At 68.7% G+C, this 18749-nt stretch carries 18 protein-coding genes; 9 read left to right on the top strand and 9 right to left on the bottom strand.

The window, feature by feature from the left end; all coding sequences use genetic code 11:
• The first annotated feature begins 114 nt into the window (after positions 1-114).
• Genes DS837_RS14490 through DS837_RS14480 form a run of 3 tightly spaced genes read left to right on the top strand, consistent with a single transcriptional unit; the run spans position 115 to position 3640 of the window.
• Positions 115-2133: a thioredoxin domain-containing protein gene (locus DS837_RS14490; protein ID WP_149165405.1), complete on the top strand. Its 2019-nt coding sequence runs from the start codon at positions 115-117 to the stop codon at positions 2131-2133.
• 4 nt (positions 2134-2137) lie between these two features.
• The gene (locus DS837_RS14485; protein ID WP_149165404.1) at positions 2138-2644 is read left to right on the top strand and encodes a methylated-DNA--[protein]-cysteine S-methyltransferase; all 507 of its coding nucleotides are present in this window, start codon (positions 2138-2140) and stop codon (positions 2642-2644) included.
• 21 nt (positions 2645-2665) lie between these two features.
• Positions 2666-3640 carry a quinone oxidoreductase family protein gene (locus DS837_RS14480; protein WP_149165403.1) on the top strand — a complete coding sequence of 325 codons (975 nt, stop codon included), beginning with the start codon at positions 2666-2668 and terminating at the stop codon, positions 3638-3640.
• Between the two features lie 155 nt (positions 3641-3795).
• Here the strand turns inward: DS837_RS14480 and dnaQ are convergent, their stop codons facing one another.
• Genes dnaQ through DS837_RS14455 form a run of 5 tightly spaced genes read right to left on the bottom strand, consistent with a single transcriptional unit; the run spans position 3796 to position 7421 of the window.
• Complete coding sequence (gene dnaQ / locus DS837_RS14475) at positions 3796-4473, bottom strand: DNA polymerase III subunit epsilon (protein WP_149165402.1); 678 nt, start codon at positions 4471-4473, stop codon at positions 3796-3798.
• The gene (coaE, locus tag DS837_RS14470; protein ID WP_149165401.1) at positions 4466-5110 is read right to left on the bottom strand and encodes a dephospho-CoA kinase; all 645 of its coding nucleotides are present in this window, start codon (positions 5108-5110) and stop codon (positions 4466-4468) included. The genes dnaQ and coaE overlap by 8 nt, the downstream gene beginning before the upstream one ends.
• Before the next feature lie 9 nt (positions 5111-5119).
• Positions 5120-5959, bottom strand: coding sequence for a shikimate dehydrogenase (locus DS837_RS14465; RefSeq protein WP_149165400.1), 840 nt, complete (start codon positions 5957-5959; stop codon positions 5120-5122).
• On the bottom strand, positions 5956-6564 hold the full coding sequence (locus tag DS837_RS14460) for a Maf family protein (protein ID WP_149165399.1): 609 nt from the start codon (positions 6562-6564) through the stop codon (positions 5956-5958). The genes DS837_RS14465 and DS837_RS14460 overlap by 4 nt, the downstream gene beginning before the upstream one ends.
• Positions 6561-7421, bottom strand: a complete 861-nt coding sequence (locus DS837_RS14455) for a pyruvate, water dikinase regulatory protein (RefSeq protein ID WP_149165398.1) — start codon at positions 7419-7421, stop codon at positions 6561-6563. The genes DS837_RS14460 and DS837_RS14455 overlap by 4 nt, the downstream gene beginning before the upstream one ends.
• Positions 7422-7869: 448 nt before the next feature.
• Here DS837_RS14455 and hemE point away from each other — a divergent pair, with 448 nt between their 5' ends.
• Together hemE and hemJ are read left to right on the top strand one after the other, a co-directional pair.
• Positions 7870-8895, top strand: coding sequence for a uroporphyrinogen decarboxylase (gene hemE / locus DS837_RS14450; RefSeq protein WP_211102228.1), 1026 nt, complete (start codon positions 7870-7872; stop codon positions 8893-8895).
• Between the two features lie 52 nt (positions 8896-8947).
• The gene (gene hemJ / locus DS837_RS14445) at positions 8948-9376 is read left to right on the top strand and encodes a protoporphyrinogen oxidase HemJ (protein WP_035670314.1); all 429 of its coding nucleotides are present in this window, start codon (positions 8948-8950) and stop codon (positions 9374-9376) included.
• 16 nt (positions 9377-9392) lie between these two features.
• Here the strand turns inward: hemJ and DS837_RS14440 are convergent, their stop codons facing one another.
• Positions 9393-12152 carry a cation-transporting P-type ATPase gene (locus DS837_RS14440; protein ID WP_149165397.1) on the bottom strand — a complete coding sequence of 920 codons (2760 nt, stop codon included), beginning with the start codon at positions 12150-12152 and terminating at the stop codon, positions 9393-9395.
• 360 nt (positions 12153-12512) lie between these two features.
• Between DS837_RS14440 and rho the strand changes: the two genes are divergently transcribed.
• Complete coding sequence (gene rho / locus DS837_RS14435; RefSeq protein WP_145623162.1) at positions 12513-13769, top strand: transcription termination factor Rho; 1257 nt, start codon at positions 12513-12515, stop codon at positions 13767-13769.
• A gap of 139 nt (positions 13770-13908) precedes the next feature.
• Here the strand turns inward: rho and secB are convergent, their stop codons facing one another.
• Both secB and DS837_RS14425 read right to left on the bottom strand, forming a co-directional pair.
• Entirely contained in the window at positions 13909-14406 is a 498-nt protein-coding gene (gene secB / locus DS837_RS14430) for a protein-export chaperone SecB (protein WP_149165396.1), read from the bottom strand.
• 100 nt (positions 14407-14506) lie between these two features.
• Positions 14507-15124: an FxsA family protein gene (locus tag DS837_RS14425; protein ID WP_149165395.1), complete on the bottom strand. Its 618-nt coding sequence runs from the start codon at positions 15122-15124 to the stop codon at positions 14507-14509.
• A 242-nt stretch (positions 15125-15366) separates the two neighbouring features.
• Here DS837_RS14425 and DS837_RS14420 point away from each other — a divergent pair, with 242 nt between their 5' ends.
• From DS837_RS14420 to DS837_RS14410, 3 genes are all read left to right on the top strand, one after another.
• The gene (locus DS837_RS14420) at positions 15367-16041 is read left to right on the top strand and encodes a Tim44/TimA family putative adaptor protein (protein ID WP_170295868.1); all 675 of its coding nucleotides are present in this window, start codon (positions 15367-15369) and stop codon (positions 16039-16041) included.
• A 13-nt stretch (positions 16042-16054) separates the two neighbouring features.
• A complete protein-coding gene (mltA, locus tag DS837_RS14415; protein WP_149165393.1) occupies positions 16055-17260 on the top strand; it encodes a murein transglycosylase A in 1206 nt (401 codons plus the stop codon).
• 93 nt (positions 17261-17353) lie between these two features.
• Entirely contained in the window at positions 17354-18229 is an 876-nt protein-coding gene (locus DS837_RS14410; protein WP_170295863.1) for a DUF2279 domain-containing protein, read from the top strand.
• A 151-nt stretch (positions 18230-18380) separates the two neighbouring features.
• Here DS837_RS14410 and DS837_RS14405 read toward each other — a convergent pair whose 3' ends face one another.
• Positions 18381-18749, bottom strand: a complete 369-nt coding sequence (locus DS837_RS14405; RefSeq protein ID WP_149165391.1) for a histidine triad nucleotide-binding protein — start codon at positions 18747-18749, stop codon at positions 18381-18383.

Genomic DNA, 18749 nt, shown 5'->3' with positions numbered 1-18749 from the left:
AAGGGTTGAGCGCCGCTTCGGCTCATGCCCCACTATACAGATAGGAAGCCCTGGCGCAACGGCACCGCCGCGCCAGTTTATTCCCAACCACGCCACAAACTGGAAACGCCTGCGATGCCCGCGAACCTGCTTGGCCGGGAGACCAGCCCCTACCTGCTCCAGCACAAGGACAACCCCGTCCATTGGATGGCCTGGGGTCGCGACGCCTTCGAACGGGCTAGGCGCGAGAACAAGCCGGTGCTGCTGTCGGTCGGCTACGCCGCGTGCCACTGGTGCCACGTGATGGCGCACGAGAGCTTCGAGAACCCGGAGATCGCCGGGCTGATGAACGAGCTGTTCGTGAACATCAAGGTGGACCGGGAGGAGCGGCCCGACGTCGACCAGATCTACCAGTCGGCTCTGGCCATGCTGGGGCAGCAGGGCGGCTGGCCGCTGACCATGTTCCTGACGCCGGAGGCCGAGCCCTTCTGGGGCGGTACCTACTTCCCGCCGGCCTCGCGCTACGGACGCCCCGGCTTTCCCGACGTGCTGCGCGGCGTGGCGGAGACCTACCGCAACAAGCCGGAGAACGTGACCCGCAACGTCGCCGCGCTGAAGGACGCGCTGGGCAAGCTGGCCGAGAACCGGGCGGCGGGGGAGGTCGACCTCGCCATGCTGGACCAGATCGCCGACCGGCTGGTCCGCGAGGTGGATCCCTTCCACGGCGGCATCGGCCACGCCCCGAAATTTCCCCAGGTGCCGATCTTCACGCTGCTGTGGCGGGCCTGGCTGCGCACCGGCAAGGAGCCTTACCGGGAGGCGGTCACCAACACGCTGGCCCACATGAGCCAGGGCGGCATCTACGACCATCTGGGCGGCGGTTTCGCCCGCTACTCGGTGGACGAGATGTGGCTGGTGCCGCATTTCGAGAAGATGCTCTATGACAACGCCCAGCTTCTCGACCTGATGACCCTGGTCTGGCAGGCGGAACGGGAGCCGCTGTTCGAGGCGCGCATCCGTGAAACGGTGGGCTGGACGCTGCGCGAGATGATCGCCGAGGGCGGCGGCTTAGCGGCGACCCAGGACGCCGACAGCGAGGGCGAGGAGGGCCTCTTCTACATCTGGAACGAGGAGGAGGTCGACCGGCTCCTCGGCCCCGGCGCGGAAGTCTTCAAGCGCGCCTACGGCGTCACGCCCCAGGGCAACTGGGAGGGGGCGACCATCCTCAACCGGCTGCACCGCATCGAGGCGCTGGACGCCGAGACGGAGGCTAAGCTGGCCGACCAGCGGGCGATCCTCTGGCGGGAGCGGGAGAAGCGGATCAAGCCGGGCTGGGACGACAAGGTGCTGGCCGATTGGAACGGCCTGATGATCGCGGCCCTCGCCCAGGCCGGCATGGTCTTCGACGAGCCGGAGTGGATCGCGGCCGCGCAGCGCGCCTATGCCTTCGTCCGCGACCGCATGACCGAGGACGGGCGCCTGCTGCACAGCTGGCGGGCCGGACAGCTCAAGCACCGGGCGACGCTGGACGACTACGCCCATATGGCGCGCGCGGCACTCGCCCTGCACGAGGCGACCGGCGACGCGGAGCCGCTGGAGCAGGCGCGGGCCTGGGTGCGGGTGCTCGACGCGCATTTCTGGGACGCCCAGGCCTGCGGCTATTTCTACACGGCGGACGATGCCGACGACCTGATCGTGCGCACCAAGTCGGCCGGCGACGCGGCGACGCCCAGCGGCAACGGCACGATGCTGGCCGTGCTGGCGACGCTGCACCACCGCACCGGTGAGGCCGCCTTCCGGGAGCGGGCGGACGCCCTGGCCGCCGCCTTCTCCGGCGAGCTGAGCCGCAATTTCTTCCCGCTGCCGACCTATCTGAACGCGGCGGAGCTTCTCCAGAAGGCGCAGCAGATCGTCATCGTCGGCGACCCGCGGGCGTCCGACACCGCGGCGCTGCGCCGGGCGGTGCTCGACCGGCCGCTTCCCGACCGCATCCTCAGCGTCCTGCCGCCGGGCACGGATTTGCCCGTCGGCCATCCGGCGCACGGCAAGGGCATGCAGGGCGGGGCAGCGACCGCCTATGTCTGCACCGGCATGACCTGCTCCCCCCCGGTGACCGCGCCCGACGCGCTGGCCGCCGCCCTGATCCGGAGGTGACTCCATGGCCACGACGACCGGAAGCCTGACCGTCGACAGCCCGCTGGGCCTGCTGACCCTGACCAGCGCCGCCGGCGCCATCGTGGCGCTCGATTGGGGACGGCTGGGCGACGACCGGCCGGACCCCGTGCTGGAGGAGGCGGCGCGCCAGCTCCGCGACTATTTCGCCGGGACGCGGTTGGATTTCGACCTGCCGCTGTCCCCCCGCGGAACGGCCTTCCGGCAGAAGGTCTGGGCGGCGATGCAGGCCATTCCCTACGGCGGCGTCCTGACCTACGGCGACGTCGCGCGGCGGCTGGAGACGGCGCCGCGGGCCGTGGGCGGGGCCTGCGGCGCCAACCCGATCCCGGTGATCATCCCCTGCCACCGCATCGTCGGGGGCGGTGGGGCGCCCGGCGGCTATTCCGGTCTGGGCGGCCTGCGAACCAAGGATTGGCTGCTCCGCCACGAGCGGCGGTACCGGGTGACAGCGGAACAGGCCGGCGATACGCTGGAGCTTCAGCTTCTATAAAAAGGGAAGGAACCGACCACCATGGTTCACGCGATCCGCATCCACGACTACGGCGGACCCGAAGCGCTGCGCTGGGACGAGGTCGAGGTGGGCGACCCCGGCCCCGGTCAGGTGCGCCTGCGCCAGACCGCCGTCGGGCTGAACTACATCGACACCTATCACCGCTCCGGCGCCTACAAGCTGCCGCAGCTTCCCGCAATCATCGGGACCGAGGGCGCCGGCGTGGTCGAGGCCGTGGGGCCGGACGTGACGACGCTGAAGCCCGGCGACCGGGTCGGCTACGCGCCGCTGATCGGCGCCTACGCCGAATCCCGTCTCGCCCCCGCCGACCGGCTGATCCCGCTGCCGAGCTGGATCGAGGACCGGCAGGCCGCCGCCATGCTGCTCCAGGGCATGACCGCGCAGTTCCTCCTGCGCTCCACCTACGCGGTGCAGCCGGGCGACACCATCCTGGTGCAGGCCGCCGCCGGCGGCGTCGGCCAGATCCTCTGTCAGTGGGCGAAGCATCTGGGCGCCACGGTAATCGGCACGGTCAGCAGTGACGAGAAGGCGGAGCTGGCCCGCGCCGCCGGCTGCGACCATCCCATCATCTACACGCGCGACAACTTCGTGAACCGGGTAAAGGACCTGACGGACGGGCAGGGCGTGCCGGTGGTCTATGACGGCGTCGGCAAGACGACCTTCATGGACAGCCTGGACTGTCTGCGGCCCCGCGGCTTCATGGTTCTGTTCGGCGCGGCGTCCGGGCCGGTCCCGCCGCTGGATCTCCAGGTTCTGGCGGCCAAGGGTTCGCTTTACGTCACGCGCCCGACCTTGTTCAGCTACGTCGCCAAGCGCGACGACCTGATGGCCAGCGCTGCCGACCTGTTCGAGGTGGTGCATACCGGCGGGGTGACCATCAACGTCGGCCAGACCTTCGCGCTGCGCGACGCGGCGGAGGCCCACCGGGCGCTGGAGTCCCGCGCCACGACCGGGTCCACGGTGCTGCTGCCGTAAGGTTCAAAGCCCTCTCCCGCCCCGGGAGAGGGAGGGACCCACGCGCGAGCGTGGGAGGGTGAGGGTGTTGGCAAGGATCGGTGCCTTGATCCTCGTGCGCCCCTCACCCGGCCCTTCGGGCCACCCTCTCCCGGGACGGGAGAGGGAATAACAGCTCACTCAGCGGCCCAGAGCGGGTTCTTCAGCTTCTTGAGAAGCTCCGCATGGGCCGCCAGCTCCTCCTCGCTGGGCGCGTGGGCGCGCGGGGCGCGGTAGGGGCGGTCGATGCGGATCGCCGCGGGACCGCCTGCCGCCGGGCCGGAGGCCAGCGCCAGACCGGCCTGCCGCCCGCCGCGCAGCTCCAGATACACCTCGGCCAGAAGCTGGGCGTCGAGAAGCGCGCCGTGGTAGGTGCGGCTGGAATTGTCGACGCCGAAGCGCTTGCAGAGCGCGTCCAGGGTGGCCGGCGCGCCGGGGAACTTCTGCCGCGCCATCAGCAGCGTGTCGATGGCCCGGTCCTTCGGCATCACCGGATAGCCGGCGATCCGCATCTCCCAGTTCAGGAAGTGCATGTCGAAGGCCGCGTTGTGGATGACCAGCGGCGCGTCGCCGATGAAGGCCACGAACTCCGCCACCACGTCGTTGAACAGCGGCTTGTCCGACAGGAACTCCGTCGTCAGCCCGTGCACCGCCACGGCGTCCGGCGGCACGTCGCGCTCCGGGTTGACGTAGCAATGGAAGGTCTTGCCGGTGGCGACGTGGTTGTGCAGCTCGACGCAGCCGATTTCGATCAGCCGGTGCCCTTCCTCGGGCTTGAAGCCGGTCGTTTCCGTATCGAGGACGATCTCACGCATGAACCACCTGTCCGGGCTGGTATCCCCGCGGCGGCCATAGCCGTCCGCGGCGCCGCTTCACGTCGGCGAGGATGTTGCGCAGCGCCCGCCGGGTGGCCCGCCGTCCGTCGCCGGTGTTGACGACATGGTCGGCGCGCCGCCGCTTCTCCGCGTCGGGCATCTGCCGGGCCAGAATAGCGGCGAACTTGTCCGGCGTCATGCCCGGCCGCGCCAGCACCCGTGACTTCTGCACCAGGAAGGGGGCGGTGACCACCACGCTGCGGTCCACCTTGCGCTCCCCACCCGTCTCGAACAGCAGGGGAATGTCCAGCACCGCCACGCGGACGCGGCGGCGCGCCACTTGTTTCAGGAAGCGCCGCTGCGCGGCCTGCACCGCCGGGTGGAGGATCGCCTCCAGCCGCTTCAGCGCCGCCGGGTTGCCGAAGACCGCCGCGCCCAGCGCCCGCCGGTCCACGGCGCCATCCACCACGACGCCGGGAAAGGCCGCGTCGATGGCCGGCACGGCCGCGCCATGGCGCCCCAGCAGGCCGTGCACCACGGCGTCGCTGTCGCAGACCGGAGCGCCCATGCGCTTCAGCATGCGCGCCGCCGTGCTCTTGCCCATGCCGATGGAGCCGGTCAGTCCCAACACGATCATCGAGCGACCTCAGCCCTGGAGAACGGTGGCCTTCAGCCCTTCGGTGACCTCGGGCTCGCGGCCGAACCAGGCGGCGAAGCCGGGGCGAGCCTGGTGGAGCAGCATGCCGACGCCGTCCACCACGCGGTTGCCGCGGGCCTGCGCCGCGGTCAGCAGCGGGGTCATCAGGGGCGTGTAGACGATGTCGGTGACCACGGCCGAACCGGGCAGGGCGTGCAGCTCCAGCTCCAGCGGCGGCTGGCCCGCCATGCCCTGGGTGGTCGTGTTCACCACCAGCGCCGCCCCTTCGAGAAGCGTTTCACGTGAAACCCAATCGGCGACCTCGATGGCGCCTCCGATGTCAGCGGCCAACTCTTCCGCCCGCGCCCGCGTGCGGTTGACCAGCCAGACCCGTGGCGTGCCCTCGTCGAGGAGAGAGGCCACGACGGCGCGCGCCGCACCACCGGCCCCGATCACCACCGCCGACCCGTCCGCGGCGGTCCAGCCCGGCGCACCGCTCTTCAGGTTCTCGATGAAGCCGAAGCCGTCGGTGTTGCGGCCTTCGAGCGACCCGTCCTCGCCGACCACGATGGTGTTCACCGCACCCATCCGCTTGGCGGTGGCGTCCAGCCGGTCGACCGTGCGCCAGGCGGCCTCCTTGTGCGGCACCGTGACGTTGCAGCCGCGGAAGCCGAGCGCGGGCAGAGCGCGGATGGCCTGCTCAATCCGGTCGGGAGGCACGGCCAGCGGCACATAGGCGCCGTCGATGCCGTACTGCTCCAGCCAGTAGCCGTGCAGCCGGGGCGAACGCGAATGGCCGATCGGCCAACCCATCACCCCGGCCAGCGTCGCCTTGCCGCTGATCGTCATTCCGCAATCACCCCATGCACCCGCAGGAACCCGAGCAGCGGCAGCAGCGGCAGCCCGAGGATCGTGAAGAAGTCGCCGTCCACCCGATGGAACAGCTGCGCGCCCAACCCTTCCAGGTGATAGGCGCCGACCGACCCCAGCACGTCGTCCCCCGCCGCGTTCAGGTAGGACTCCAGAAAGGCGTCGCTGAACGGGCGCATGGTCAGGCGGGCGCGGTCCACATGGTGCCACAGCCGCTCGCCGTCGCGGATCACCACGGCGCAGCTCACCAGCCGGTGCGTCTTGCCGCGCAGCTCCTGAAGCTGGACCCTTGCGGCGTCGCGGTCGGCCGGCTTGTCGAACCAGCGGCCCTCGCACTCCAGCATCTGGTCGGCGCCGATCACCAGGGCGCCAGGATGCTTGCGGGTGACGCGCTGCGCCTTCAGCTCGGCAAGCGCCTCGGCCACATCCTCGACCGGAGCGCCCTCGGCGCGGGCGGCCAGCTTGATCTCCTCCTCGTCCACCGCGGCGGGGGCGAGCGCGACGCGCACCCCGGCGCGCTCCAGCATCTCGGCCCGGGTGCGGGAGCCGGAGGCGAGGACGACGGTGGGAACCGCTCCGCTCACGTCAGCGGCCCCTCGGGGACGACGCCCGGAACGACGCCGGGCAGGCCGCCGGTCTGACGGCGGGCGAGCAGCATCATGATCTCCGCCGCCGTCTCCTCGATGGAGCGGCGCGACACGTCGATCACCGGCCAGCCGCGCCGGGTGAACATGCGCCGGGCGTCGGTGACCTCGGCCCGCACCACCTCGGGATCGACGTAGGTGGAGGACTCGTTCTGGTTCAACAGCTTCAGCCGGTTGCGGCGGATCTGCACCAGACGGTCCGGATCCTTCGTCAGGCCGACGACCAGCGGCCGGGTCAGCTTCTCGATCTCCGGCGGCATCGGGCATCCCGGGACGATCGGGATGTTCGCCGCCTTGATGCCGCGGTTCGCCAGATAGATGCAGGTCGGCGTCTTCGACGTGCGCGACACGCCCATCAGGATCACGTCGGCCTCGTGCAGGTCCCAGCTCGACTGGCCGTCGTCGTGCGCCAGCGCGAAGTCCATCGCGTCCATGCGCCCGAAATACTCGGCGTCCAAGGCGTGCTGGCGGCCGGGCTGGCGCTGCGATTCCACGCCGAGGAAGGCGGCCAGCGCGTTGATCAGCGGGTCGAGCACCGGGATGCAGGGGACCTGCACCTCGCGGCAGAAGTCCTGGAGGCGGCGGCGCAGCTTCTCGTCCACCAGCGTGAACATGACGAGGCCGCGATTCTCCTGGACGCCCTCCAGAACCATGTCGAGCTGACGCTCGGTCCGCACGAGATTCCAGAAATGCTCGACCGGGCGAACATCGTCGAACTGGATGACGCACGCGCGGGCGACGCTGTTGATCGTCTCGCCGGTCGCGTCCGACACAAGATGCAGGTGGAACTGTCTCATCCGTCCCCAACGTGTTGTGGAGAACCCGTCCGAATCTGTGGACAACGGGGATCTCCTGGATTCTATCCCTCCGGGCGGGACTCGTCGCCCCCGCTGGCGCCCCCTTCGGGACAATCCGCGCGCCCTCTCCGGAACATGGGTACAATGACTCGCGCGGACCATGTTATCCACGGGATTCCCAGGCTTCGCGGTATAGCATTTCCGCCGTTTCCGGCGAAAGCGTCCGGAGTCGTCCACAGAATCCGATTTTCGTCCACAGCGCACCGTCCAGCCTGTGGACGATTCCGCGCAAAGCGGGGATTCCCGTTTTCCACAGGCACCCACCACCCCTTCTTCCTTTCTCTCCTTAAAAAGAATACTGAGTAGGAGGGTGACAACCCGCAGACCCGATTCACCTACAGGGGAACGATTCGCCGTGTCCGAGGCCGTGTCCGAGAATGCCAAGCCGATGCTCGCAGCCCTTGCCGGCGAGGTGCGCCAGCGCCCGCCTTTCTGGCTGATGCGCCAGGCCGGCCGTTACCTGCCGGAATATCGGGAATTGCGCGCCAAGGCCGGCAGCTTCCTCGACATGTGCTACAACCCCGACCATGCGGTCGAGGTGACCCTGCAGCCGCTGCGCCGCTACGACATGGACGCGGCGATTCTGTTTTCCGACATCCTGGTGGTGCCGCACGCCCTGGGCCAGCCGCTGGCCTTCCTGGAGGGCGAGGGGCCGAAGCTGGACCCTGTGAGAAGCGTGGAAGACCTCAAGCGCCTGTCGCGCGATCGCTTCCACGAGCGGCTGGAGCCGGTCTACGAAACCGTCCGCCGGCTCTCCAGCGCGATTCCGGCGCACACCACGCTGATCGGCTTTGCCGGGGCACCCTGGACCATCGCCTGCTACATGGTCGAAGGGGCGGGGTCCAAGGAGTACGCCCATGTCAAGCGCTGGGCCTACGGCGATCCCGCCGGGTTCGGCGCGCTGATGGATCTGCTGGTCGAGGTGACCGCCGATTACCTGTGCACCCAGATCGAGGCCGGGGCCGAGGTCGTGCAGCTCTTCGACAGCTGGGCGGGCGTCCTGCCGGCCGGCGAATTCCGCCGCTGGGTGATCGAGCCGACGCGGCGGATCGTGGATCTCATCAAGGCGCGTCACCCCGCGATTCCGGTCATCGGTTTCCCGCGCGGTGCGGGCCTCTCCTATGAGGCCTACGTCACGGGCAGTGGGGTGGATGCGGTCGGGCTCGACACCACCGTCCCGGTGGCTTGGGCGGCCGGGAATCTGCAATCCAGATTGCCGGTGCAGGGCAACCTCGACCCGATCATGCTCGCCGCCGGTGGCGAGGCCCTGCGCAGTGCGGCGTCGGAGATTCTGGAGACGCTTGCCGGCAGGCCCTTCGTCTTCAACCTGGGCCACGGCGTGATCCAGACCACCCCGCCGGAACACGTGGCCGAGCTGGCCCGTCTGATCAAGGACTGGCCGAACCGGGGCTGAGGCCCCGGCGGAGTCCAAAACAAGCGCGCAACGGGAAGGGAAGGGGATTCCAGTGCTTTACCTCTGGGTCAAGGCTCTGCACGTCATCAGCATCATCGCCTGGATGGCCGGGCTTCTCTATTTGCCGCGGCTGTTCGTCTATCATTGCGAGACGGCGCCGGGCTCCGAATCCTCGGAGCGGTTCAAGGTGATGGAGCGTCGCCTGCTGCGCGCCATCATGAATCCGGCGATGGGCGCCGCCTATCTGTTCGGAATCGCGATGATCGTGATGGAACCGGCCTGGATGAAGCAGGGCTGGCTGCACGCCAAGCTGCTGTTCGTCCTGGCCCTGACCGTCACGCACATGATGATGGCGCGCTGGCGCAAGGACTTCGAGGCGGACCGCAACACCCGCCCGCAACGTTTCTTCCGCATGTGGAACGAGGCGCCGACCCTGCTGATGATCGGCATCGTCATCTTCGTGATCGTGAAGCCGTTCTGACGGGAAGGGGCGGCGGTCAGCCCCGCCGTCCCATCACCCGGCGGGTGACCGCCTTCTCCGCCTCCACCGCCAGGAAGATCGCCAGACCGGCCGCCGTCATGGCCACCCACTGGGTCCAGTCGACCGCCGCCGTGCCGAACAGGCTCTGCAGGGGCGGGGCGTAGGTGAAGGCGAGCTGGAAGACCAGCATCAGCCCGATGGAGATCCACACCGGGCGGCTGCCGAACAGCCCCCGCCGGTTCAGCACCGAGGCGGTGACCGCCCGGGCGTTCAGCAGGAAGAAGATCTCCCCCATCACCAGCGCGTTGACGGCCATGGTGCGGGCGACCGGCGTCGGGTCGCCGTGGCCCTCGTGCAGCAGGAAGAATCCGAAGCTGGTGGCGACCAGAAGCGCCATCACCAGCACCATGCGCCCGATCAGGAAACCGGGCAGGATCGGTTCGTCCTGCGGGCGGGGCGGGCGCTTCATCACCGCGGCCTCCGGCGGCTCGAAGGCCAGCGCCAGACCCAGCGTCACCGCCGTCACCATGTTGACCCACAGAATCTGGACCGGGGTGATCGGCAGCGTGTAGCCGGCCAGCACGGCGACCAGGATCACCAGCGCCTGGGCGCCGTTGGTCGGCAGCATGAACAGGATCGTCTTGCGCAGATTGTCGTAGACGGTCCGCCCTTCCTCCACGGCGTGGGCGATGGAGGCGAAGTTGTCGTCGGCCAGCACCATGCTGGCGGCCTCCTTCGCGGCCTCCGTCCCCTTGCAGCCCATGGCGACGCCGACGTCGGCGCGCTTCAGGGCGGGGGCGTCGTTCACCCCGTCGCCGGTCATGGCGACCGTGTGTCCGGCCGTCTGGAGCGCGCGGACGAGGCGCAGCTTGTGCTCCGGCGTGGTGCGGGCGAAGACGTCGGCGTCGCGCGCCACGGCGACCAGCGCCGCGTCGTCCAGGCGGTCCAATTCGGTCCCGGACACCGCGTCGCCCGACAGGTTGAACTGCCGTCCGATGGCCTGAGCGGTACCGGCGTGGTCGCCGGTGATCATCTTCACCCGGATTCCGGCCGCCTGGCACTCGGCCACCGCCACCACCGCCTCCTCGCGCGCCGGGTCGATGAAGCCGCACAGGCCGAGCAGGGTCAGCCCCTCGCGCACGTCGTCCATGTCCAGCACGGTCTGGCCGGTCCGGGCGGGCCGCCAGGCGAGCGCCAGGACGCGCTGGCCGCGCGCCGCCAGATCCTCCACCCGCGCCAGCCAATGGCCGGCGTCGAGTGGTGCGTTGCCGCCGTCCGCGGCCCGTACGTGCGCGCACATGGACAGCACGCGCTCCGGCGCGCCCTTGACGTACAGCAGCCCGTGCCCCTCATGGTCGTGGTGCAGGGTGGCCATGTACTTGTGTTCGGATTCGAAGGGGATGACGTCCGTGCGCGGGCGGCGGGCGGCCTCTTCCCGCACGTCCAGCCCGGCCTTCATGCCCAGCGCCAGCAGGGCGCCGTCGGTCGGGTCGCCGGCCACCGTCCAGCCGCCGCTGCCATCCCCGTCATCCTCGCCGCGCTGAAGCTCCGCGTCGTTGCACAACAGGGCGGCGCGGGCCAGCTCGGTCAGCACGGGATCGGCGGCGGGGTCCAGGGCCGCGCCGTCGCGGCGGAACTCGCCTTCGGGGCGGTAGCCGGTGCCGGTCACCGCGCAGTCGCCCGCCACGGTCACCACGGTCTGCACGACCAGCTCGTTGCGGGTCAGCGTGCCGGTCTTGTCGGAGCAGATGATCCCGACCGAGCCCAGCGTCTCCACCGCCGGCAGGCGGCGGATGATGGCGTTGCGCCGGGCCATGCGGGTGACGCCGATGGCCAGCGTGATCGTCATCACCGCCGGCAGCCCCTCCGGAATCGCCGCCACCGCCAAGCCGACGGCGGCCATGACCATGTCCGCCCAATGCTCCCCCCGCACCAGAGAGCCGTAGAGGAAGGTCAGCGCGGTCAGGGCCAGGATGCCGATGGTCAGCCAGCGCCCGAAGACCGCCATCTGGGCGAGCAACGGCGTGGTCAGCTCCTCCACGCCCGCCAGGAGCGTGCCGATGCGGCCCAGCTCCGTCCGGTCCCCCGTGGCCACCACGACGCCCGTGGCCTGTCCCTGGGCCACCAGCGTGCCAGAATAGGCCATGCCGCCGCGCTCCGCCAGGGGAGCGTCCAAGGCCACCGCGTCGGCGCTCTTGGCAACCGGCACGGATTCCCCGGTCAGCGCCGCCTCCTGCACGCGCAGCCCCTTGACGCGGACCAGCCGCAGGTCCGCCGGCACCTTGTCGCCCGAGGCCAGAAGCACCCGGTCGCCGGGCACCAGATCCTCCGCTGGCACGGTGACCTGATGACCCCCGCGCAAAACCACCGCCTGTGGCGACAGCATGCTGCGGATGGCGTCCAGCGCCTGCTCCGCCTTGCCTTCCTGGACATAGCCGATGGCCGCGTTGATCAGCACCACGCCGGCGATCACCGCGGCGTCGACGAACTCGCCGAGCAGGACCGTGACGACTCCCGCACCGATCAGCACGTAGATCAGCAGATTGTCGAACTGCGCCAGGAAGCGCATCAGCGCCGATCGGCGGGGCGGCGGAGTCAGCCGGTTTGGGCCGTGTCGGTCCAGGCGCTCCGCCGCTTCCTCGGGCGTCAGCCCGTCGTCGGGGCTGTCCAGCGCGGCCAAGGCTTGGTCCGGGGGCTGGGCGTGCCAGGGCAGGGGGTCCGTGGAGGCTTCGGGAGCAACGATGGTTCCGGGTCCGGAACGGTCATGCGGGCTCATGATGTCAACCAAACCGTTTCTGTCCTAAACGTCCAGGTCGTGGCCCGGTGGCCTGGATAACAGGGGATGCGGCATCATGACCCGGACGAAGACGCGCAAGATTCCACCCGATTTCCAAGAATTCGCTTTCATTTGACTTGCAGACGGCGTTCCGCTAACCATCTTTCCCACCACGGGGCGGCAAGCCTCGCGGGCACCCATCCCACATCCGCCGTTTCGTCCCTCCCCAACGATCTGGGCGCGACGTCCGACAGGCATTCCCCGCCTTCAGCGCCGTCCGACGCTCAACCGACGCACCCTGCGCCGGCCCGGGACCTCTGGCACTCCCCCTCGCATGACCGATTCCCTTAAGGCACCCCCATGCATCTCCAAGAGCTGAAGTGCAAGAGCCCCGCCGAACTGCTGGCGTTCGCCGAGGAACTGCAGATCGAGAACGCCAGCACGCTGCGCAAGCAGGACATGATGTTCGCCATCCTCAAGCAGCTGGCGGAAAACGATGTCCCGATCTACGGCGACGGCGTGCTCGAGGTTCTTCAGGACGGTTTCGGGTTCCTGCGCTCGCCGGAGGCCAACTATCTTCCCGGCCCCGACGACATCTATGTCAGCCCCAGCCAGGTGCGCCGCTTCAGCCTGCGCACCGGCGACACGGTCGAGGGGCAGATCCGCGCGCCCAAGGACGGCGAGCGCTACTTCGCCCTTCTCAAGGTCAACACGATCAACTTCGATGCGCCGGACAAGGTCCGCCACCGCATCAACTTCGACAACCTGACCCCGCTCTACCCGGAAGAGCGGCTGCGCATGGAAGTCGACGACCCGACCAAGAAGAACTACACGGGCCGCATCATCGACCTCGTGGCGCCGCTGGGCAAGGGCCAGCGCGGGCTGATCGTCGCCCCGCCGCGCACCGGCAAGACGGTGATGCTGCAGAACATCGCCCACTCCATCGCCACCAACCACCCGGAAGCCTATCTGATCGTCCTGCTGATCGACGAGCGCCCGGAAGAGGTGACCGACATGGCCCGCTCCGTGCAGGGCGAGGTCATCAGCTCCACCTTCGACGAGCCGGCGACGCGCCACGTCCAGGTCGCCGAGATGGTCATCGAGAAGGCCAAGCGGCTGGTCGAGCACAAGCGCGACGTGGTCATCCTGTTGGACTCCATCACCCGTCTGGCCCGCGCCTACAACACGGTCGTTCCCTCCTCGGGCAAGGTGCTGACCGGCGGTGTCGACGCCAACGCGCTGCAGCGCCCGAAGCGCTTCTTCGGTGCGGCCCGCAACATCGAGGAGGGCGGTTCGCTGACCATCATCGCGACCGCGCTGATCGACACCGGCAGCCGCATGGACGAGGTGATCTTCGAAGAGTTCAAGGGCACCGGCAACTCCGAGATCGTGCTGGACCGCAAGCTCTCCGACAAGCGCACCTTCCCGGCCATCGACATCTCCAAGTCGGGCACCCGCAAGGAGGAGCTGCTGGTCGACAAGGGCACCATCTCCAAGATGTGGATCCTGCGCCGCATCCTGATGCCGATGGGCGTGACCGACGCGGTGGACTTCCTGGTCGACAAGCTGAAGCACACCAAGTCGAACTCGGAATTCTTCGAGTCCATGAATCAGTAGCCGGCGATTGTCTCTCCCCGTCCGGTTCAAGGGCGGGGAGAGCACGAAAAAAGGCGGGAGGCCCCGGTGGAGCCTCCCGCCTTTTTGTTTGTCCGAAGCCGATGGCCCGGATCAGAACCGGGATATCAGAACGGCGGCATCAGAACGGGGATTGCGGCGCCTCTTCGGCCTGGCCCTGCTGGCCGGCGGTCTGACGGCGGTACAGGTCGACGAAGTCGATCGGGTTGATCATCAGCGGCGGGAAGCCGCCGTCCTGGGTGCAGCCGGCCACGATGGCGCGGGCGAAGGGGAACAGCATCCGCGGCGCCTCGATCAGCAGCACCGGGCGGTGATGCTCCTGCGGCAGGCCCGGAAGCTGGAACAGGCCGCCATAGGCGACCTCGACCAGGAAGGCGGTCGCTTCGGCCTGCTTGGCCTCGCAATGCAGCTTCAGCACGACCTCATAGACGTCCTCGCCCATCGGCTGAACCTGCACGTCCACGCCGATGTTGACCTGCGGCTGCGGCTGGCCGGGCAGCAGGCTCTGCGGGGCGTTGGGGTTCTCGAAGGACAGGTCCTTCACATACTGCGCCAGCACATGCATCGGCAGCGACGAGGCGGCTTCCTGATCTTGACCGTTGATCTGCTGATCGGACATGGACAACTCCTGGCCGCGGGGCGGCATCACGATGGAAAGGTCTTCAAGACCCGCTGGCTAGCACGGAATTGCTGGCTCCACAAAGTGAAACCGGCGTGTTTCACCCGCGGTCGTTGCGGTAGGGCGAGCCGGGCGGCGCCCAGCGGGAGTCACCGAGCTTGGGCGTGTCGTCCGGCCCGTCGCGGTCCGCCGGACCGGCGTTTCCCGGACGGCCGCCGTCAGGGTCGACCTCCTGGTATTCGACGTCGATCACGCCCGGCGGCGGGCGGTTGGACGGTCCGCCGTGAGGACCGTTCGGATCGCCGGCGCTCCAGCTCCGATTGCCTGTTTGGCCGCCCATGCGGCCGTGCATCTGGAAGGAGGCGGCGCCTTTCATACGGTCGAACAGCCAGCGGCCCAGGGCGTTGCGGATCGGGCGCACGAACAGCAGGATTCCGACGATGTCCGTCAGGAAGCCGGGGATGATCAGCAGCAGGCCGGCGACGACGACGCAGAAGCCCTCGAACACGGCGCCGACCGGGCTTTCGCCGCGCTCCGCCGCCTGCTGCGCGCGCTTCAGCACGGACAGGCCCTGCCAACGGATCAGCACGGACCCGAGGATGGCGGACAGGATGACCAGCCCGACCGTCGGACCGGCGCCGATCCGGTCGCCGACCTCGATGAAGGTGGCGATTTCCGCGATCGGCAGCAAAAGGAACAACAGCAACAGTGGATTCATGGCCGTCCTTGCTCTTTCAACCCCAAGGGCCTATCTACACCAGGGTACGCACCCGATCTTTGGTTGGAAGAACAGCTCCGGCACGGGTCATCGGGTGGAATCCTCGGCGGAGAGAGCGAGCTGGGACTTGGTCCCGGCACCGTTCCGGTACACTTAATGCTCACCCGCCGGAGGGTCCAGTAGTGGATCAAGCGGGGCCGGTGATTTCGGGGCCGGCCTTCAGTCACCCGGAAGGATGGATGATGGGAGATGGGTTTGTGTTCGTCGAGATCCTGATCTTCGCGATGATCGCGGCGTTTCTCGTGTACCGGCTGCGCAGCGTGCTCGGCCGCCGCACCGGTGAGGAACGTCAGCGGCCGAACCCCTTCACGGCCCGCCCCAACAACCAGCCCGACAACGTGGTGGCGATGCCGAACCGCGAGCGGCCCCTGCCGAACGTCGCCCCGTCGCCCGACGAGCCGGTGTCGCTGGCCACCGCGCTGGAGCAGATCAAGGCCGCCGACCCCAGCTTCGACGAGAAGTATTTCCTGCAGGGCGCCCGCGGCGCCTTCCAGATGATCGTGGAGGCCTTCGCCAAGGGCGACACGGCCACCCTGCGCCCGCTGCTCTCGGACGAGGTCTACGACAACTTCGCCCGCGCGGTGCGCGAGCGCCAGTCGGCCGGCGAGACGCTGGAGACCCGCATCGAGACGATCACCGATGCCGACGTGGTGGAGGCCCGCATGGACGGCCGCACCGCGCTGGTCACCGTGAAGTTCGTGTCGGAGCAGATGAACGTCGTGCGCAACAGCGCCGGTGCCGTGGTGGACGGCGATCCCAACGCCGTGGTCGAGGCCGTGGACGTCTGGACCTTCGCCCGCAACACCCGCGCCGGCGACCCGAACTGGGCGCTCGTCGAAACCCGCACCCCCCAATGACCGATCGGTTCTGATGCTCTCTCATCCGGTTGTTCGTCTCAGCGCCGCGGCAGTCCTTGCCGCGGCGTTTCTCGTTGGCTGCGAGCGGAAGGAGGAGGAGGCCAAGGCGCCGCCGCCCCCGCCGCCCGAAAAGCTGGTCCTCACCCCGGTCGCCTTCACGGCGCTGCCCGGCTGGAGCGCCGACCGCGTGGCGGAGGCCGTCCCGGCCTTCCAGCGCTCCTGCGCGAAGGTCAAGGCGCTGGCCGCCGACCGCTCCATCGGACCGGACGGGGTCGGTGGCAAGGCGGCGGACTGGCAAGCCCCCTGCGCCGAGCTTGCCAAGCTGCCGCCCGGCGACGACGCGGCGGCCCGCGCCTACTTCGAGACGTGGTTCACCCCCTACGCCGCGGCCAACAACGCCGAGCGGCGCGGCCTTTTCACCGGCTATTACGAGGTGGAGCTGAAGGGCAGCCGGATGCCGGACCCGGCCTTCCCGGTGCCGCTCTACAAGCGCCCGGCCGATCTGGTGATGGTCGATCTCGGCGAATTCGCCGATCGCTGGCGGGGTGAGCGCATCGCCGGCCGGGTGACGGCGGGCCGGTTGAAGCCCTTCGAGGACCGCGCCGCCATCGAGGCCGGGGCATTGGGCGGGAAAGGGCTGGAGCTGGTCTGGCTTCAGGACCCCATCGCCACCTTCTTCCTGCACATCCAGGGATCGGGCCGCGTCAGCTTCCCCGACGGGAGCGAGACGCGCGTCGGCTACGCCGCCCAGAACGGCCACAAATACGTTGCCATCGGGCGGGAGCTGATCGACCGCGGCGCCCTGAAACGCGAGGAGGTGTCGCTCCAGACCATCCGCGCCTGGCTCCAAGCCAACCCCGGCGAGGCGGCGGCGCTGATGAACAAGAACCCTTCCTACGTCTTCTTCCAGGAGCTGAAGGGGGAGGGGCCGAACGGCGCCCAGAACGTCGCCCTGACGCCGGGGCGCAGCCTCGCCGTCGATTCCAAGTTCCTGCCCTACGGCGTGCCGGTCTGGCTGGACGCCGAGGACCCTCTGGACGCCCAAACCCGGCTGCGCCGCCTGCTGATCGCCCAGGACACCGGCGGGGCCATCCGCGGCCCGGTTCGCGGCGACGTCTTCTGGGGCCATGGGCCGGAGGCGGAGGAAAAGGCCGGCGTGATGAAGAGCGCCGGCGAATACTACGTCCTTCTGCCGAAGACCGTCGCGCCGGCGTCCTAACCGGACGTCCAACATCCGGAAGAACCCGGGCGGAGCGGGGGCCTGAGCGTCATCATGCCGGGACGTGTCCACCGGAAGGAGGGCTCATCCCGCATGATGCTCCTGGCCCGAGCGATGGCGGCCCGAGTGACCAGGCAGGTGTTCGCGGGGTTCCTGGCCGCCGCGTTGCTCCTGCCCGGCAGACCCGCCTCCGCCTCCATGATGGAAGACCAGGGATGGAGCAAGGAGGACAAGGCGCTCGCCCTCAACGTCGGCACCGGCATATTGGCCCTGGGGTGGGGCGTATGGTCCTGGGATTGGGGCACCGGCGGCCCTCGCTTTCAGGATGAGGGTTGGTTCGGCCGCAGCACGACCGAAGGCGGTGCCGACAAGATCGGCCATGCCTGGACCGGTTACGCGATCAGCCATCTGCTGGCCCGCCAATATCAGAGTTGGGGCTTCACCCAGACGGACTCCGCCCGGTACGGCGCGCTGTCGTCGCTGGGCATCATGGGCTTGGTGGAGGTCGGTGACGCCTTCAGCGACGACTACGGATTCTCCTATCAGGACATGCTGTTCAACACCGTCGGAGCCGTGGCCGGCTACATCCTGTGGGACAACCCGGAATTGGCCCGCAAGGTTGATTTCAGGGTCGAGTACAACCCGTTCTCCGGCGGCGACAAATATCAAGCGGACGTCTTCACCGACTACAGACGGCTGAAATATCTGCTCGCGGTGAAGGCGGATGGATTCGACGCCATCCAGGACCCCCTGCTGCGGCATCTGGAGTTCCATGTCGGCTTCTACGCGCGGGGCTACGAGGATTACAGCACCAACCCCAGCCGCGACGATCGAAGCCAATACTTCTATCTCGGCATTGGCTTGAACCTGACCCGCCTGCTCAGCCCGCATGTGAAGACCGGCGGCGTGTTCCACTACATCCAGCCGCCCTACACCTACATATCCAAGGATTGGCGCATCGCTCCCTGAGCGGAACCGATACCCTTGCAAAGCATCGGACCGGCGAACAGGGGTGAAGAAAACCAATGGGGCGCCGAAGGTTTCCCTCGGCGCCCCAATGTTTCACGTGGATCAGCGGGCGGGATCGGAGAGCGATCCCTTTTCCATTACCCCTTGGCTATTATCCCTTGATGATCATCGGGCCGAGGCGGCGGCCGGCAAAGACGTGGATGTGCAGGTGCGGAACCTCCTGGTTCGCGTCCTCGCCGCAGTTGGACAGGATTCGGTAACCGGGCTCGGCGGCGCCGGCGCCGCGGGCAACCTCGCCGACCGCGCGGAACAGGCCGGCGATCTCCGCCTCCGTCGCGCGGGCGCTGAAATCGTCCATGTCGACGTAGGCGCCCTTCGGGATCACCAGGATGTGCGTCGGGGCCTGTGGGTTGATGTCGTGGAAGGCCAGCGCGTGCTCGGTCTCCAGGACCTTCTTGCACGGGATTTCGCCGCGCAGGATGCGGGCGAAGACGTTGTTCGGATCGTAGGTCTTGGCCAT

Source organism: Azospirillum brasilense, from assembly GCF_008365405.1.
In the GTDB taxonomy this organism is placed as follows: domain Bacteria; phylum Pseudomonadota; class Alphaproteobacteria; order Azospirillales; family Azospirillaceae; genus Azospirillum; species Azospirillum brasilense_D.
Note: the sequence above shows the minus strand (reverse complement) of the source record. Positions and strands in the feature narration are given on the sequence as shown.

What these genes read in the sequence shown, in the direction of transcription:
- DS837_RS14420 (WP_170295868.1), top strand. Translation starts at nt 15,367, where the DNA reads ATGGGAGATGGGTTTGTGTTCGTCGAGATCCTGATCTTCGCGATGATC.
- DS837_RS14440 (WP_149165397.1), bottom strand. Translation starts at nt 12,152, where the DNA reads ATGAGCCCGCATGACCGTTCCGGACCCGGAACCATCGTTGCTCCCGAA.
- rho (WP_145623162.1), top strand. Translation starts at nt 12,513, where the DNA reads ATGCATCTCCAAGAGCTGAAGTGCAAGAGCCCCGCCGAACTGCTGGCG.
- DS837_RS14410 (WP_170295863.1), top strand. Translation starts at nt 17,354, where the DNA reads ATGATGCTCCTGGCCCGAGCGATGGCGGCCCGAGTGACCAGGCAGGTG.
- DS837_RS14480 (WP_149165403.1), top strand. Translation starts at nt 2,666, where the DNA reads ATGGTTCACGCGATCCGCATCCACGACTACGGCGGACCCGAAGCGCTG.
- hemE (WP_211102228.1), top strand. Translation starts at nt 7,870, where the DNA reads ATGCTCGCAGCCCTTGCCGGCGAGGTGCGCCAGCGCCCGCCTTTCTGG.
- mltA (WP_149165393.1), top strand. Translation starts at nt 16,055, where the DNA reads ATGCTCTCTCATCCGGTTGTTCGTCTCAGCGCCGCGGCAGTCCTTGCC.
- secB (WP_149165396.1), bottom strand. Translation starts at nt 14,406, where the DNA reads ATGTCCGATCAGCAGATCAACGGTCAAGATCAGGAAGCCGCCTCGTCG.
- DS837_RS14405 (WP_149165391.1), bottom strand. Translation starts at nt 18,749, where the DNA reads ATGGCCAAGACCTACGATCCGAACAACGTCTTCGCCCGCATCCTGCGC.
- DS837_RS14455 (WP_149165398.1), bottom strand. Translation starts at nt 7,421, where the DNA reads ATGAGACAGTTCCACCTGCATCTTGTGTCGGACGCGACCGGCGAGACG.
- DS837_RS14490 (WP_149165405.1), top strand. Translation starts at nt 115, where the DNA reads ATGCCCGCGAACCTGCTTGGCCGGGAGACCAGCCCCTACCTGCTCCAG.
- coaE (WP_149165401.1), bottom strand. Translation starts at nt 5,110, where the DNA reads ATGATCGTGTTGGGACTGACCGGCTCCATCGGCATGGGCAAGAGCACG.
- DS837_RS14485 (WP_149165404.1), top strand. Translation starts at nt 2,138, where the DNA reads ATGGCCACGACGACCGGAAGCCTGACCGTCGACAGCCCGCTGGGCCTG.
- DS837_RS14425 (WP_149165395.1), bottom strand. Translation starts at nt 15,124, where the DNA reads ATGAATCCACTGTTGCTGTTGTTCCTTTTGCTGCCGATCGCGGAAATC.
- dnaQ (WP_149165402.1), bottom strand. Translation starts at nt 4,473, where the DNA reads ATGCGTGAGATCGTCCTCGATACGGAAACGACCGGCTTCAAGCCCGAG.
- DS837_RS14465 (WP_149165400.1), bottom strand. Translation starts at nt 5,959, where the DNA reads ATGACGATCAGCGGCAAGGCGACGCTGGCCGGGGTGATGGGTTGGCCG.